Source organism: uncultured Sulfitobacter sp. (assembly GCF_947499945.1).
Classification (GTDB): domain Bacteria; phylum Pseudomonadota; class Alphaproteobacteria; order Rhodobacterales; family Rhodobacteraceae; genus Sulfitobacter.
In genome coordinates this window covers 1-13,411 of the sequence record NZ_CANMQD010000013.1, presented here as the reverse complement: position 1 = coordinate 13,411, position 13,411 = coordinate 1, and the positions used below count along the sequence as shown (strand labels likewise).

Sequence of the window (13,411 nt, the reverse complement as noted above, 5' to 3'; positions counted from 1 at the left end):
TACCAGTTGTTTCTGCAAAGGCCGCGACTGAGTATCCTTGGAAGTGTCTCAGGGCTGCAATATTGTGTCCGATGCGGCTTTTAAGATCCATTATGCTTCATCCCTCACGCGCATGATTGTTTGGCGGCTGACGCCAATGTCACGAGCAATGGCTGCGACGGCGTTGCCTGCGTTTAAGCGGGCCTTGACGTCCAGCTGTTGTACGGTGGAAAGGGCAGGGGGGCGACCCATGCGTTTTCCTTCAGCGCGCGCGCGGACAAGACCTGCCTGTGTGCGCTCGATAAGAAGGTCGCGCTCAAATTGGGCCACGGCATTGATCACACCCATTGTGAGTTTTCCAGCTGAGCTGGTGAGATCCACGCCACCCAGTGCAAGGCAGTGAACACGAATACCTAGCGCCTCGAGTTTTGCCACGGTGCTGGAGACGTCGATGGCGTCACGCCCTAGCCGGTCAAGCTTCGTCACGATCAACACATCGCCTTGCTCCATCTTGTCGAGCAAGCGAGTAAATCCGGCGCGTTTGGCAATCGCGACTGAGCCGGACACTGTCTCTGCAATGGTGCGGTGCTGTTCCACAGCAAAGCCAGCGGCCTTAATCTCTGCGATCTGATTTTCGGTTTCCTGCTCTATGGTGGAAACGCGGGCGTAGGCAAATGTTCTGGACATGGTGTTCTTTGTTAAGAAATCGGTGTCCGTAAGTGTATTGATGTTCTTAAGTGCGTCAAGCTAAGTTTCGGACATGGGTTAGGGGGGTGTCCGAAAGGGAACGGTTTTGAACGCCGAACTCTATATTTGCAAAATGAAGTGGGCGAAAGATAATCGTCATGAGTTAAAATAGTAGTCAGAGAAGTTATCGTGCAGGGAGTGACCGCTTCGCAACTTATGCGTCGGAATCTCAATATCTTTGCCATCATACTCGATAACGACGAACTTACTGAGGAATAGCGCCCCAAAAGTAAGATCTAAACCTTCAGCGGTATGACGTATGTTCCGGATACCATCCCAGGCCAGCTCTCGCCGTTTACCAAACGTTTCGATACCAAAAAAGGCTTGGTCTAGTATCACTATTAGGTTGCGTTTGTGATGATACCATCCACCAAAAACAACTACTACAATAGTTGCTAAAATGACTGGGACGGGTGGAATGATGTATCGATGTCTTCCAGACCAGTCTTCTATAAGTGCCCAAGTGCACATAAAAACAAGCATTCCTGCGAAGATCAGAAGAAGGCGATAGCAATCCCAAAAACTTTTTTGCTTGAATACGCGCCGTTCCTTTTCATTCATCTTTGGTCAGCCCTAACGATTTAAACTTCTCAAAAACGTCTTTCTCTGAGAACCCGAACACAACGCCCATTCTGAAGACCATGTGCAATTCGCTATTATCGATATGACCATCACTTACAGCCATTAAAATACAAGCGTGTATGATCATCCATTTCTGTTTCTCATCGAGATCTTTACCAATTTTAGATGCTTCGACCTCCGAAAACTCTGGCGGTATCAAACTTATAATTTCGTGGACCTCATCACGACTTACTGGAATGGATGAGACTTGGTCTACAATCTTGATAATCGTTTCAATTTCACCCTCTTCTATCTTGTTATCGGCATTCGCAGCATGACAAGTTGCGAGAAGGAGCTTTGCGCGAAAATCATCCCCTCCGCTTAGTTCTGCTTCGGGTGTTGTGCCTTTTAGTAGTACATTTTTTCTTTTCTCTTTTGCACGGTCCTTCACGATTACATAGATGAGTAGGTACGCCATGCTGGCTAGCATGGCCAAAAATAGGATTGTACCAAGGTTCCCAACAAGCCAGACACCAACAGACATTTTTGGTCTTGCTGGAACTTCCTCCAAAAGCTCCAAAGCTTGAATAAGCTCCAGAGTTTCAGGTTTCGCCTCAAGATATTGAGAGTTTGTGCCCTCTGGGATGAGAACGTAACCTTTGTTGGATATCCCAGTACCAAGTGTTGAGTACAGATAAGACCCGTAAGTCTTGTATCCAAGATTGTACGTTTCGCCATCAATGAATTGGAAGTCATTCCCAGAAATTCGATGCAACTCTTCAGTTTTTAAAACTGTGTAAACGCCGGGTTCGCCAGATAAGACGCCAGTAATTCCAAGTATGAACACCGCTCCGATCGCAGTGGCCACAATACTTGATATCACGGAGTACACGTAGCTACGGAAAAACTTCATTTTTTGCATCTTAGCCTTTATTATGTTATTGTTTTTACACACTATATTTTTAATATGAAACTCATGGAAAACTTTAACCCGTCTCCAGAAACCATAAGCTTGGAACAACTTGGCCTTATCCCGAAGGAAATTCAACAAGTTGTGAAAGAATACAGCATATGGCAACTCCTTGATTTGAAGAGATTGCTGGAAAGCGAAGACGCGCAAACTGTTTGAATCCGCGCAAACACCGTCTAAACTTGCGGACATGCGCAGCTACTATGAGGGATATGATGATCTCAACGCATGGCTGCTCGGTCGAAAAGCGTAACCTATGTTTTCTTTTTCCCCCTCAAAAAATTATAAAAAAGAGAAAAGCATCAACTGAACCGCAGAGGGCCGTAAGGCTCTCTGTTGTTGTTTAATATGTTTAATAGAACAACGTTTAAAAGGTTTAGGGCTCAAATAATGGCTTAGAAACAAGGCGCTACGGGGTGTTAGGTGAACGTTTATGGGCTGAAAGGTGAAAGGATATGGGAGTTAGTCACCCCGATAGGTGAACGTTTATGGGCTGAAAGGTGAAAGGATATGGGAGTATAGGTGAAAGGATATGGGATTAGTTGTGTGAGATCAGTAAGGTGCTGATAAATAGCGATAAAATACGTCATATCGTGTGTAAGGTGTATGTTTATGGGGACTATAGGTGAAAGGATATGGGAGCAATTCCCTAGGAAGCTGAATACAAAGGGAAAAATGGCCTATGGTGTATATTTATGGGGCCAAAAAGTGAACGGATATGGGGGCAGACTCAAGGTCCTGAAAAGTAAGAGACTTCGGGTCATGGCATACGTTCAAACCTTCCCCTGAAAGTGTATGTTTGTGGGGCTAAGGTGAAAGAATATGGGAGCAGCCTGCTATAAATTGAGCCCTTTCTGAGAAGAAAATTTGCTTCTGTTCAAAAATGTGTAGAATGGTGAATGAATAAAAGGTAATTACATTCACCTATGAAAACGAAACCTGAAAAATACAGCAAAGACAAGCAGATACTCAAGAAGCATGTCGCGGCGATTCACATCGGCGCGAAGCTTTCTTTGCTTCAGCGCAAGCTGGTGAACGCCCTGTTGTATAATGCTTATGACCAACTCCTGACAGCCAAAGAGCATAAGATTAGTGCCTCGGTCCTGTGTGAGATGATCGGTTTCGATAGCCATAACTCGGCCTACCTCAAAGGCGCTCTCAAAGGGCTGATGGAAACCGTGGTCGAGTTTGACGTGCTTGAGGATGATGGGGAAACCTCTTGGGAAGCAATGGTCCTCCTCCCCTACGCAAAACTTAAAGGTGGGGTCTGCACCTACCGTTATGAGCAGTCACTCGCAGAGAAGCTGTATCATCCGGACGTGTATTCCAAAATCAACCTCAGTGTATTGAGGGATATGAAGAGCGCCCATGCTTTGGTGCTTTATGAAAATTGCTACCGTTACGTAGATATCGCTCACACGCCGTGGTGGGATGTCGATGTGTTCCGCAAGCTTATGTCGGTTGATCAGTTATCCAGCTACAAGCAGTTTAAGCTCTTGAACCGCGCCGTGATCCAACCAGCAATGAAGGAAGTGAACGAGCTTTCAAATATTCAGCTAGAGCTTGAAACTAAGCGTAAAGGTCGCAGTGTGACGGGCTTACGTTTCATTATTCGACCTAATTTGCAGCTCTCGCTTATTGGTATGGATGCCGAAGACGACCTCACGCAAATGCCTGCGTACAAAGCCTTGATGGCTGAAGGGGTTTCAAAAACTCTTGCCCGCGCTTGGGTGCTTGAGCATGACGAAGAGTACATCTTCGAGAAGCTCGATTTGGCGAGCTCTCAAGCGGCTAGCGGTAAGATTACATCTTCCAAAGCGGGTTTTCTGAGGGCTGCTGTCGAGAAGGATTTTCACAACGAAAATGCGCAGAAGAAAAAGCATCTTGAGGTGGTTCAGACGGCAAAAGCGGAGCGCGAGAAGCTCGAGCGTAAGCTAGAAGCCCTCAAAAAGGCCCAGAGAGAGGCAGAGATGGGATATCGCCGGTCATGTGCGGAAATGATTGAGGCAGTCTTCCAGGCCCTTCCTGAGGCCCAGAGAGACCTTGTTACGAAAGAGTTTCAGCTTAGTCTTGGAAGTCACATTTATGTGGATGCCTTCAAAAAGGCTGGTTGGAAAGATCGGCTGAACGCTGTGGAGATCAGAGGGTTCTGGAGTACTCGCGGTGTAAGCTTCCCCTCTCCTGCTGAGTGGGCACAAAAAAACGGCTCAAGTGAGCCGGACGTCCTAAAATCGCAGATTGAAGAGCTTGAAGTAGAAATCAAGAAACCGGTTGTTTCGGTTAAACCAATATAACAGGTTTAATCGATTCAATCGAAAAGGTCAGTTTTATTCCTTAGGATGTGTTTGAGATAGGTAGACTTCGGAACGAGGCCCGCCTTTTCTTCGAGCTTTGTAAGCTCTGCTTTTGTGAGCTTTATGGCTACGATCTCAGACTCCTTGTCTTCGGGCTTCTTGGCCTTACGACCAACGGTTTTCGGCGCGAGAATTGATTTCGGTTCATTTGGTTTAACCGAATTACCCGGTTCAGCTTTTTTGAAGATGGAGAGGTCATTTTTCTTAGGCATAATGTTGCTCGAGGTAAGAAAGTAAGGTGTCAAACTGTGCCGCAACATCTCGGTAGGTGTAGCGAGCGAGAGCGTCCTTTTCCATCATTTGACGGATGGAAAGCTCTTGTTCGAAAATGGTATCAAACACGCGCGAGAATTTAAGCGGAAGAACCGGTATCCCCTGCCCTATCGCGTGATCCACGACCGCTTTGATATTCTTCGCGTCTTCACTATCAGCCCAGTCCTTGAATACTTCACCCTTCCGCTTCGCCAGTTTCGTCGCCACGACGACGATGTTCTTGTTGTACGGTAGAAGCTCATTGATGGTATGTATCCCCGCATGGATGCACTTTAGCTCATTGTAGATGGGCACGAGCACCACGTTGGATTGTGAGACTGCTGAGACGATACTGGGCCGCGCATCGCGTGACATCAGACCGGCTAGGTCAAACACCACATCAATACCCTCAGGGAAGTCTGGAAACTCTTCATCGGGTTGCAGCGAGAAAAGCCGCTCTTCGGGCAATATGGTGTCGAGGAGATTGTAAGGTTCATTGGTCGCTAGGGCGTATTCCTTGTCGAGTGCTATGTTCACGGCCATCGGGGTTTTCCCCGCTGAGCCCTTCATGTTGTAAATGGTTATTTTCATGATGCTGAGTATACGGATAAACCGAAATAACGCAAATAACTTGTTGTTTCGATATTACTAGTTAAATCAGTTTAACCGAAATAACCGTTCTATCTGACACTTCTACCCAGGTCACCAGAGCTCAACAACAGGTGAAATGTATTTAACCGGTTAAATCGGTATAACCGAATTCACTGAATTCAAAAAATACGCGGTGATGTCTCTTCGTGGCGACTAAAGCTCAGGCAGGGTGACTTTTGGGTCAGCCAGCTCTTGGTTTAGGCTGATCGAACCGTCGATGATGAACAGGACGAACACCTCTTGCTCGCGTATCGTGTAGTAGATGTTGAAGGCTTTGGCATAGATAAGACGAAACAAACCTCGCTCGGGGTTATAGGCGTGTCCGAGGCGAGGGAACTGCGACAGGTTCTCCGTCGTGAACGCGTAGATGTCGCTTAAGAACTCATCAGCGTGAGCCACGCTGTATTCGCACTTGTAGCGGTATATTTCCCCAAGGGAATCTTCCGCTGATTGGGTGATGATGACCTTCATGTTTAGGTGATTGGTGTCTTAAACTTCGCTCGCATGGTTTCCAGGTGAGTAGGGGTCATCTCGCTATAGCGCCCTGCGGCAACATCCTCGAGGCCACGCGCGATGCCAGCTTCAACCTGCCCTTTGAAGAGGCGCTCAACCTGCTGAATCGACATCGTGATAGCAACTGGGCGGTTCTGCTTGGTTATCACCACAGGCTCATGTTGCGCGGTGTCGATGTACAGACCGAACTCCTTGCTCGCTGCGGATGCAGTCATAGTCTTCATGCTCATAGTCCTTGCACTTAGAAGGTAATATCCACATTATACGGAAAATCCGGAAAACGCAAAGTTTTTTGCTTCTCGGGTGCGACGGGGCAGGGTAGGGGTGAGAAGTTTTGCAAGCCGATGAAAAATATATACAATATCACAAACGATATTTTGCCTCACGTAACAAGAAGCCCAAATGAGCAATGACCTAACATTCATCACGAACGATGCAGCAGGCAACCTAAGAGACAGGTTTGCCACGCTCATTCAGGCAACTCAAAATTTTGATGTCTTAGTGGGATACTTTTACACTAGCGGATTCCATGCGATGTATCCGTCGCTCGAAGCTACGGATCGCATTCGAATATTGATTGGTATCAGCACGAACCGTGAAACCTTCGACCTGCTTCAACGAATCCAATCTCACAAAGAAGTCCGCGACCAGTTCTCACAGGCGGTAAAAGAGGAGATGGAGCTATCGGAAAATCAACTTCACATCGAGTTAGGGGTGAAGAAATTTCTCGACTGGCTCAAGTCAGGTAAGCTTGAAATTCGCGCATATCCTGAGGAAAAAATCCACTCAAAGCTCTACGTTATGGGCTTCAAAGAAGGCCAGATGGATAAAGGCCGCGTGATCACAGGCTCCAGTAACTTCACTCGAAATGGCCTAGTCGAGAATCTCGAGTTCAATGTGGAGCTGAAGAACCGCTCTGACTATGAGTTCGCTCGCGACAAATTTGAAGAGCTTTGGGCAAAGGGGGTCGATGTCAGCGATAAGTATGTTGAAACTATTCAGAAGGATACTTGGCTTCGAGAAGATATCAGCCCGTACGAGCTGTACCTCAAATTTCTCTACGAGTACTTCAAAGAAGAGATTAATGAAGAGGCCCTAGATCACCGATATCGGCCTGAAAACTTTAAAGAACTGAAGTATCAGGACCACGCGGTTATCAACGCTCGAAAGATTGTAGAGGAGTATGGAGGTGTATTCCTGTCAGATGTTGTGGGTCTCGGGAAGACCTTCATGGGAACGATGCTGTGTCAAGAATTGAACCGAAGAGTTCTTGTCTTAGCACCGCCTCACCTGATTGATGAAGATAACCCAGGAAGCTGGGAAAACGCCTTTAGAACCTTTGGGTTTCGGGCACGGGACTACACTTGCCGGTCTGTTGGAGTTCTTGACCGAATAATCCGCAAAAACGAACACCACGATTATGATGTAGTACTTATAGATGAAGCGCACCGCTTCCGCTCTGAAGAAACAGATACCTACGCAAAACTTGCGGAAATATGTCGGGGTAAAAAGGTGATCTTGGTTACGGCGACACCGTATAATAACAAGCCAGGTGACCTACTAGCCCAGATCAAATTATTCCAAAAGACGCGGCAAAGTACGATCCCCAACCTTCCGGATCTTGAAGGGTTCTTCAAGAGTCTCGAACGCAAGCTTAAAGGCTTAGATCGTCAAGCCGATAAGGGGGAATACATTGCTGCTACGAGAGAGAATGCAGCACTCATCCGAGATCGCGTTTTAAAGCATTTGATGGTGCGTAGAACGCGCAAGGAAATTACAGAATATTATGGTGATGACCTCCGGCAGCAGGGAATGAGTTTTCCTGAAGTGGCCGAACCTCAGCCAATTTTTTATGAGTTCAATCCAGAAGAGGATCGTATCTTCTTCCGTACCATCGAACTCGTGACGCAAGATTTCATGTATTCGCGCTACACGCCAATGCTCCATCATAAAGGGAGCATGACGGCTATGGAGCGTCAAAGTCAGCAAAACATGATGAAATTCATGAAAATGCTCCTCATCAAAAGGCTTGAAAGCAGTTTTTTCGCGTTCACTCAAACCCTAGACCGCTTCATTGCTTCTTATGACCGCTTCATCCGAGAGTTTGAGGATGGAACGGTCTATGTGAGCGCAAAGCATACACAGAAGATTTTTGAGTATCTTGAACGCGGTGACCTTGATGGCGTTGACCGCTTGGTGGAAGAAGGAAAGGCCGAGAAATTTCCTGCTGATGAATTTGATGATAAGCTGAAGCTAGAACTTCAGGCTGATCGGCATATCCTGCAAGAAATTAAGGATATGTGGAAAACGGTCAAGAGAGACCCCAAAATCCTCGCTTTCAAAGACGCTCTTATAAAAGAAGCGCCCATCCATGATGGGAAGTCGATTATCTTCTCGGAGTCCAAAGAAACAGCGGAATACCTCAAGGCGCAGCTCCAAGAGGAGTTTGCGGGTCAGATTGTATGTTTCACCGGTTCAAACTCTACCGCTGATCGAGAAGAGGTCATTGCTAACTTTGATGCGAATGCGAAGCATCCTAAAGATGATTACAAGCTTCTCATTACAACTGATGTTCTTGCGGAAGGTGCCAACCTTCACCGCGCGAACGTAGTGATCAACTACGATATACCATGGAATCCGACGCGAATTATGCAAAGGGTAGGGCGTATCAATCGTGTGGATACAAAGCATGAAAAAATACACACTTACACCTTCTTCCCAACGGACCAATCAAACGATCAGATTAAGTTGAAGGAAGCCGCTGAAGCGAAGATCGCGGCGTTCATTTCGCTTCTTGGTGCTGATGCTCGTCTACTGACAGATAGCGAAGAGGTCGAGGCTCATAGCCTCTTCAGCCAGCTGTTATCCAAAGAGACTATCGAGGGTGAGGATGAGCCTGAAAGTGAACTCAAATATCTTCAAGAAATTAGGCTCGTACGGGACGAAAATCCATCACTTTTTGAGAAGATAAAACGCCTTCCGAAAAAGGCTCGGACAGCTAGAAAATCACAAGATGCCGTCTCAAGTTTGTTGACGTATTTCCGCAAAGGAAAGCTACAAAAGTTCTTTCGCGTGAGCGCCGATGATATCAATGTGGCGGAGGAGCTCGACTTTGTGCAAGCGGCTCACGCGCTGAAGGCGGATGCGCAGGAAAAGAGATCCCAACTCGACAAAACGTTTTACAGCCTTTTGGACAAAAATTCTGAGATGCTTTCTCGTTCTACTGAGATTGAAGAGGAAGAGTTCTCAACGAAGCGTGGTAGCAGGGATAACGCTGCGCGACTTTCAAAAATACTGAAAGCGAAGCAGGTACGGAATTTTCAAGGCTTCACGGATGATGATGAAGAGTACATTGCCAATGTCATCGCTGAGCTTGATGCTGGTGGCATCCCAAAGAAAATCTCACAGCGAATCTATTCGAAAGTCGAAAAGACCCCAGAGCTTTTGGTGAACCCGCTCAAGCTGTTGACTGTTCTGAAGCTAGAGCTCCCAGCTGCCTTCTTGCAACCCAACCAAGCCGAACAGGGGCAGGGTAGGAACTCCACCAAAGAGATCATTCTTTCTGAATATTTTAACGCGGTAAAATAATGAACAAAGCTGAAGCAATTTCACTCGTCCAAGGCGCATTTGATGCAGATTACTCCGATGAGTATTTTGTTCGCTTTATAAGCAACCTTTTTAAGGGCGAGTACACTCCGCTCGATAAACGTCGTGACGGGAACTATGTCCGCGAAGCATTCCGTGCCTTTGTACAAGGGTATCGCATTCTTGGAACCTACCAAGACGCGGAAGGCACAAGCCTCGACATCCTTGAGGTAACTCTCCAGCGTGAAGGCTCCCTTGAGAGAGCGCGGACCGCGCAGAGAAACTTTATTGCCGATTATCTGAAGAAAAATGGTGGCGATGCAGCGCTTGTAGCCTTCCTCTCTCCTGGTCAGCACGACTGGCGCTTTTCTCTGGTAAAGCTCGAGTACTCGCTCGAAGTGAAGGACGGAAAGCTCAAGACCGAAGAGGAGCTCACACCGGCGAAACGCTGGTCATTTCTCATAGGTCGCCATGAAGGAAGCCACACGGTTCAAAGCCGTTTCGTCTCGTTGCTGCAAGACGTTGAAAAACCGCTTTTGAAGGAACTCGAAGAGGCCTTCGACATCGAGAAGGTTACGGACGAGTTCTTCAAGAAGTACTGCGAGCTCTTCTTCCGAATGAAGGAGTCGCTCGACAAGCTGCTGGAGGGTGATCCGGCCATTAAAGCTGATTTCGACTCGAAGGAGCTCACGACCGTTGACTTTGCCAAGAAAACACTTGGGCAGATGGCATTCCTCTACTTTCTTCAGAAGAAAGGATGGTTTGGTGTTGCTCCAGGTAAACCTTGGGGAACCGGACCAAAAGACTTCCTAAGGCAGCTATTTGGTCGCCGTGAGAAGTACGGAAAGAATTTCTTTGATGATGTGCTGGAACCGCTTTTTTACGAAGCTCTCGCTCAAGATAGAGGTGTAGAGGCGATCTATCCGCGCCTGAACAACTGCCGGATGCCGTTCCTAAACGGTGGTCTCTTTGAGCCTATGAACGGCTACTCATGGGAGACAACGAATATCCGTCTTCCTGATGAGCTGTTTTCCAACTCGAACCGCACCTCTGAAGGGGACGAAGGCGATGGTATCCTTGATATCTTCGACCGCTACAACTTCACAGTAAATGAGAACGAACCGCTTGAAAAAGAGGTCGCAGTTGATCCCGAAATGCTCGGTAAGGTCTTCGAAAACTTACTGGAAGTGAAGGATAGAAAGAGTAAAGGCACGTTCTATACGCCACGAGAAATCGTTCATTATATGTGCCAGGAAAGTTTGATAAATTATCTCTGCACAGAGTTGAACAATCTTGTTCCAAGAAACGACATTGAATTCCTCATTCGCAATGGATCTCAAATTATTCAGAACGATGCAGTGGTCCTTGAAAAGGGAAGAGAGGGGACTTACAAATTCATGCTCCCTGAAAGCATACGCTCTCGGGCAAAAGAGCTGGATCAAGCTCTCTCTAATATTAAAGTTTGTGACCCAGCCGTTGGTTCTGGGGCATTCCCTCTTGGTATGCTGAATGAGATTGTACAAGCCAGACAGGCATTGTCTGTTCATTTGCGAAGCTCACAGACAGCCTACGAGCTGAAACTGCATAGTATATCTCATTCACTCTATGGAGTTGATATCGACCCAGGCGCTGTAGAAATTGCAAAGTTGCGGCTTTGGCTTGCTCTCGTAGTTGAAGAAGTTGAACCGCATCCTCTGCCCAATCTCGAACATAAGGTAATGCAAGGAAACAGCCTTATTTCTGAGTATGATGGCGTAAGATTATTTGATGAGAGCTTTCTTGAGAGCACCAATGCACTTGATAACGAAAAAGCCATAATTGATGGAAAAATATCACTGCTACAAAGGCAACTCTTTGCTCTTCACGGCGAAGGCTCACTAACGGCTGTGAAGAAAGAAGAGTTTGAACGCGAACTAAAAGCTCTGACTAAGCGGAAAAGAAATATGAATCTCCCCAATGAGTTACAAGGGATGGAGATGAATATCTTTGATAAGTCCAATAACTCCAGAGGCTCACAGGAAAAAACCGAAAGACTTCAAAAGAAGATAGAACAATATATATTTGAATCTAGTCGGTCAAAAAAGCAGCGTTTAAAAGTTGAGATTGATGAACTAAAGATGGCGCTAATCGAAGCTACGCTTATGGAACAAGGAAGAGAGGGAAAGCTCCTTGAGTTCAAGGCTCAGAAAGATCGAAATATTCGTCCATACTTTATTTGGAAGTTGGAATTTAGTGAAGTTTACAAAGAAAATGGCGGTTTTGACGTTATAATCGGGAACCCCCCGTATGGGGCAGATATAGACAAATACACCACTCTTTTTGAGAGAACCTATCCAAGAACAACGAAATCATTCAAAGACATATATAAAATATTCTTTGAGCTGGCTGTATCCAAAATTGTTGCTCAAAATGGTGTTGTAGCACTTATCACACCAAATACATTTTTGACCCAACCACGCTATCGTGACCTTCGAGAATACCTATTGGACTTCAGAATACTCGATATACTAAATTTGGGAGAGAATGTTTTTAGAGCAATTGTTCCTACAGCCGTTTCAATACTCCAAAAAACACTTCCATCGGAAGGCGAGACCCTAAGATATACGGACCTATCAAAATCATCCAAGTACTCTGGAAATATTTTATACGGTGATGCCCAAATAATACCGCAAGAAATATTCAAAAAGAATAGTGATTTATCCTTCCTGGTTGCAGCGAGTTCTGTAGATGGAACGGTGCCATTGCATAACGTTTTAGACTTCAAAGATGCAGGAATTAACTATCAGCGCGTCAAGGTAGGCCTTGCAGACAAAGGGAAGTCCGACCTGAGTTCCCGACTTCTCTATGAAGGAGATCAGGAGGCGTCTTCTGATGTTATGTACTGGAAAGGCACTGATATCGGTGAATTTTCCGCTAAAGAAGAGACCGCAAGATGGGTGAGAGTTCAAACAAAAAATACTTTGCGTTCAAACGAGAGGGTAATTTTGAACGAGAAATATTTTTCATTAAAGCCAAAGCTATTATGGCGACAAACGGCACAGTTCACGATTGCGGCAATCGACTATCAAGGGAAATGGTTTGGCAGAAGTGTGCAGGCAGGAATGATTAAAGCATCTTATGATGGAAAAATATCCTATCGCTATCTTGCGGCTCTCTTTAATTCAACCGTATTTCGTTTCTACTATTTCGAGATGGTTCGTGAGGGTGGGCGTGTTTTTCCTCAAGTAAAGCTAACAAAGTTGAAAGACCTTCCTGTTTTCATCCCAGATCAAGAGCTGTCTAAAAGCATAGATACAAAAGTTGAGAAAATCGAATCTTACGGATGGAAGAATTCCAGTTCAAAAGATAATGAAACAAGGATTGCACTCATTCAGGAGTTGGATCAAATATTTTTTGATATTTACCAAATTACCCCCGACTCTCGTGCCAAAATGTATAATCAGTTGCACAATGGCTAGTCCCATAAACTATGGTTTCTGAGACCAGCGCCAGAGGCTGGAAACCCCGTCCCAAAAATCGGTCCAATAAGAAATCCCGCAAGATCTAGGATGTTGTGGGTTTTTTCGCGAGGGCGGGCTCGGTGTCTTCGATCGGCGCGATCTTGAACGGTGGCTGGACCAGGAACGCGACGTCAACAAGTAGTGCGTGACCGAGCATTTCGCATTCATCTATATCCATATCAATTTTGCCCGCCTCGACCTTTTCCATCCGGTCGCTTGCCATACCAGTTGTTTCTGCAAAGGCCGCGACTGAGTATCCTTGGAAGTGTCTCAGGGCTGCAATATTGTGTCCGATGCGG

The 13,411-nt window shown here is 46.1% G+C and carries 11 protein-coding genes; 3 read left to right on the top strand and 8 right to left on the bottom strand.

Annotated elements, in window-relative coordinates; all coding sequences use genetic code 11:
• Positions 1 to 90: 90 nt before the first annotated feature.
• From Q0775_RS19730 to Q0775_RS19720, 3 genes are all read right to left on the bottom strand, one after another.
• Positions 91 to 666: a recombinase family protein gene (locus Q0775_RS19730; protein WP_298865286.1), complete on the bottom strand. Its 576-nt coding sequence runs from the start codon at positions 664 to 666 to the stop codon at positions 91 to 93.
• Between the two features lie 156 nt (positions 667 to 822).
• Positions 823 to 1,287, bottom strand: a complete 465-nt coding sequence (locus Q0775_RS19725; protein ID WP_298865283.1) for a hypothetical protein — start codon at positions 1,285 to 1,287, stop codon at positions 823 to 825.
• Positions 1,280 to 2,449 (bottom strand): TerB family tellurite resistance protein, encoded by a 1,170-nt coding sequence (locus Q0775_RS19720; RefSeq protein ID WP_298865280.1) that lies wholly within the window; start codon positions 2,447 to 2,449, stop codon positions 1,280 to 1,282. The genes Q0775_RS19725 and Q0775_RS19720 overlap by 8 nt, the downstream gene beginning before the upstream one ends.
• 734 nt (positions 2,450 to 3,183) lie before the next feature.
• On the opposite strand from Q0775_RS19720, the gene Q0775_RS19715 reads away from it, so the two are divergent.
• On the top strand, positions 3,184 to 4,551 hold the full coding sequence (locus Q0775_RS19715) for a replication initiation protein (protein WP_298865277.1): 1,368 nt from the start codon (positions 3,184 to 3,186) through the stop codon (positions 4,549 to 4,551).
• 14 nt (positions 4,552 to 4,565) lie between these two features.
• On the opposite strand, the gene Q0775_RS19710 is transcribed toward Q0775_RS19715, so the two are convergent.
• The 4 genes from Q0775_RS19710 to Q0775_RS19695 all read right to left on the bottom strand — a co-directional run bounded on the left by Q0775_RS19710 (position 4,566) and on the right by Q0775_RS19695 (position 6,251).
• A complete protein-coding gene (locus Q0775_RS19710; protein WP_298865275.1) occupies positions 4,566 to 4,823 on the bottom strand; it encodes a hypothetical protein in 258 nt (85 codons plus the stop codon).
• Positions 4,816 to 5,454 carry a hypothetical protein gene (locus Q0775_RS19705; RefSeq protein ID WP_298865273.1) on the bottom strand — a complete coding sequence of 213 codons (639 nt, stop codon included), beginning with the start codon at positions 5,452 to 5,454 and terminating at the stop codon, positions 4,816 to 4,818. Before Q0775_RS19705 ends, Q0775_RS19710 begins: the two co-directional genes overlap by 8 nt.
• Before the next feature lie 213 nt (positions 5,455 to 5,667).
• On the bottom strand, positions 5,668 to 5,985 hold the full coding sequence (locus Q0775_RS19700; protein WP_298865270.1) for a type II toxin-antitoxin system RelE/ParE family toxin: 318 nt from the start codon (positions 5,983 to 5,985) through the stop codon (positions 5,668 to 5,670).
• 2 nt (positions 5,986 to 5,987) lie between these two features.
• Positions 5,988 to 6,251 (bottom strand): type II toxin-antitoxin system Phd/YefM family antitoxin, encoded by a 264-nt coding sequence (locus Q0775_RS19695; protein WP_298865267.1) that lies wholly within the window; start codon positions 6,249 to 6,251, stop codon positions 5,988 to 5,990.
• Between the two features lie 178 nt (positions 6,252 to 6,429).
• Between Q0775_RS19695 and Q0775_RS19690 the strand changes: the two genes are divergently transcribed.
• Both Q0775_RS19690 and Q0775_RS19685 read left to right on the top strand, forming a co-directional pair.
• Positions 6,430 to 9,615 (top strand): helicase-related protein, encoded by a 3,186-nt coding sequence (locus Q0775_RS19690; protein ID WP_298865264.1) that lies wholly within the window; start codon positions 6,430 to 6,432, stop codon positions 9,613 to 9,615.
• Positions 9,615 to 13,070, top strand: a complete 3,456-nt coding sequence (locus tag Q0775_RS19685) for an N-6 DNA methylase (protein ID WP_298865261.1) — start codon at positions 9,615 to 9,617, stop codon at positions 13,068 to 13,070. Before Q0775_RS19690 ends, Q0775_RS19685 begins: the two co-directional genes overlap by 1 nt.
• Before the next feature lie 85 nt (positions 13,071 to 13,155).
• Here the strand turns inward: Q0775_RS19685 and Q0775_RS19680 are convergent.
• A partial coding sequence (locus Q0775_RS19680; RefSeq protein WP_298865258.1) for a helix-turn-helix transcriptional regulator occupies positions 13,156 to 13,411 on the bottom strand: 256 nt, incomplete at its 5' end.

Bases quoted from the DNA above. Each gene is read 5' to 3' on its own strand.
- Q0775_RS19720 (WP_298865280.1), bottom strand. From the start codon at position 2,449: ATGTCCGCAAGTTTAGACGGTGTTTGCGCGGATTCAAACAGTTTGCGC.
- Q0775_RS19700 (WP_298865270.1), bottom strand. From the start codon at position 5,985: ATGAAGGTCATCATCACCCAATCAGCGGAAGATTCCCTTGGGGAAATA.
- Q0775_RS19710 (WP_298865275.1), bottom strand. From the start codon at position 4,823: ATGCCTAAGAAAAATGACCTCTCCATCTTCAAAAAAGCTGAACCGGGT.
- Q0775_RS19730 (WP_298865286.1), bottom strand. From the start codon at position 666: ATGTCCAGAACATTTGCCTACGCCCGCGTTTCCACCATAGAGCAGGAA.
- Q0775_RS19715 (WP_298865277.1), top strand. From the start codon at position 3,184: ATGAAAACGAAACCTGAAAAATACAGCAAAGACAAGCAGATACTCAAG.
- Q0775_RS19725 (WP_298865283.1), bottom strand. From the start codon at position 1,287: ATGAATGAAAAGGAACGGCGCGTATTCAAGCAAAAAAGTTTTTGGGAT.
- Q0775_RS19685 (WP_298865261.1), top strand. From the start codon at position 9,615: ATGAACAAAGCTGAAGCAATTTCACTCGTCCAAGGCGCATTTGATGCA.
- Q0775_RS19705 (WP_298865273.1), bottom strand. From the start codon at position 5,454: ATGAAAATAACCATTTACAACATGAAGGGCTCAGCGGGGAAAACCCCG.
- Q0775_RS19695 (WP_298865267.1), bottom strand. From the start codon at position 6,251: ATGAAGACTATGACTGCATCCGCAGCGAGCAAGGAGTTCGGTCTGTAC.
- Q0775_RS19690 (WP_298865264.1), top strand. From the start codon at position 6,430: ATGAGCAATGACCTAACATTCATCACGAACGATGCAGCAGGCAACCTA.